Source organism: Chryseobacterium sp. CS3K3.1 (assembly GCF_059515165.1).
This window is the reverse complement of record NZ_JCAKRV010000043.1, coordinates 1-1,846: the sequence shown is the minus strand read 5'-3', so window position 1 is coordinate 1,846 and position 1,846 is coordinate 1. Positions and strand designations below refer to the sequence as shown.

The 1,846-nt window shown below is 32.0% G+C and carries 2 protein-coding genes; both read right to left on the bottom strand.

Going from position 1 to position 1,846, the window contains the following annotated elements:
* Window positions 1-549: 549 nt before the first annotated feature.
* Window positions 550-960 carry a hypothetical protein gene (locus tag AC5YGI_RS21985; RefSeq protein ID WP_330744415.1) on the bottom strand — a complete coding sequence of 137 codons (411 nt, stop codon included), beginning with the start codon at window positions 958-960 and terminating at the stop codon, window positions 550-552.
* On the bottom strand, window positions 960-1,846 hold an 887-nt coding region (locus tag AC5YGI_RS21980; protein WP_496169806.1), incomplete at its 5' end, for a ParB N-terminal domain-containing protein. The genes AC5YGI_RS21985 and AC5YGI_RS21980, both read right to left, overlap by 1 nt.

Here is a 1,846-nt window from a genome sequence, read left to right as displayed (position 1 = left end):
AAGTTCTTTGCCATTATATTTATAGCTGTAGAAACTTCCGAAACCTGAGGTGCTGAACGAGCCCGAGATATGGTTCAGCCCAAAAGGGTAATAATTGTTGGTATCGATAATTTCAGGAGCGCCTGTGCTGTTTTTGGCAAAGGTTACCCTGGCATTTCCAAGGTGGTCTTTTTACCAACATCTGAAACACCTTGTATGATCTTCAATATTTTAAATAGCCTATTTTCTCCTTTCTTCTGCTCTGGCTATCCCCAATATTATCTCAACCTTACATTTTTACTAGTATTTTTAAAATTAGAGTATTGATTTTCAATACTCTAATTTATTACCAACATGTTTGGAACATTACCAAATTTCACAATTCTAAAATTAAGACCAAATCCGTTCTGTACACTATATGCACCTTCTAGTCTTTCGCAACAAAAATTTTTATTATTCATATTATTTAAAAATCTATGGATCAATATGTTTGGAACTTGTCAGAATACAGGATAATTTACTGAATTGAATCGATAAATATCACCCAAAGGAAGTTTAGTAGCATTGTCTTTATCTTTTTTTATAAACAAAATTTGAAGGCTCTTTAACTTCAAACTTATATATAGTCAAGTTTTTATTCTTAAAATTTTGTAATATTTTCTCAAAATTGGATTTTAAAAATATTATTGAATCATTAGAAAGACCTAAACTATTAATTATAATCTTGTCTTTTTTGCCGTCTAATAAAATTTTTAACACAATTATATGTAATTTACCTAAAAGATCATCAATTCTTATATTTATACTTGTTAGTTGAAAAAAAAGTTGAATTAATGTTTTCTTTTCGCTATTATCAATGCTTTCAAAAAAAGGATTGATTTTAATAGAATATTCATCACTGAAATTAATATAGATATATTCTTTTGTATCAATTAAATCTTTTAATTCTTCTGATCCTATTATTGATATTTTATTTTCCATTATTTTGTTGGTAGTTTATAGATTTTTATTCCGTAGTCACTTGGGTTTAGGCGTGGAAAATTACCTTTGTTTATAAGTTGTTCTACATATTCAAAATTTCCTGTCTTAATTCCATATTTAATTGCTGCATTCATTCTATGATTTCCGTCTACTATTATATGCATTCCTTCATATTTGTAACCTGCACCACCGGTAGGCTCATAAGTTCCATTTGACATTTGTTCAAAATATTTAGCAACAATATCTTGATTAATACCTTTTTGAGCACTTTTAATACCGTTTGCTTCTGCTTCAGCAGATATTTCAGCAGCTAATGAAACTTCCTCCGTTATATTTGCAACACCGGCTGCTCTCGCTAATCTTCCATATCCTCCAAACATATTATAACCACCGCCTCCGAAGTCCTGCATTATTTCTATGTGGGAACTATTCATTAATCTAAAAGATCTATCCAGACTTGATTCTCCTTCATTATAAAAAGGGTTATCACGTCGTGCGCGGTATTCAGCCATATGATTGTAATTGGCTCCTTGTATTAGACCAAATAACCGGCTCCCGCTGGCACTATAATCTTCTGGTATCCTTTCTGGTACACCTACTACTAAACTACCTTTATTCCTGCCAAATAATCCTCTAAAGAAATTACCTATACTTTTCCAAAAACCAGGCTTAGGTCCTTGTACAGTTCCTTTGTTATTTCCTCCACCGGTACGACTTCCTTGTTTAAATTCAGGAGTAGAAATAAAACTTCCATTCATCCCGGCAAACCAAAAGGAACCCTCAGGAACATTACTGATAATTCCTCCGTCATAAGGAACACTTCTCATCCCATCAGGATCAACAAACATAACAGGATTATCAGCTCCATAATGATATGGGCTAAATT

Bases quoted from the DNA above. Each gene is read 5' to 3' on its own strand.
- AC5YGI_RS21985 (WP_330744415.1), bottom strand. From the start codon at position 960: ATGGAAAATAAAATATCAATAATAGGATCAGAAGAATTAAAAGATTTA.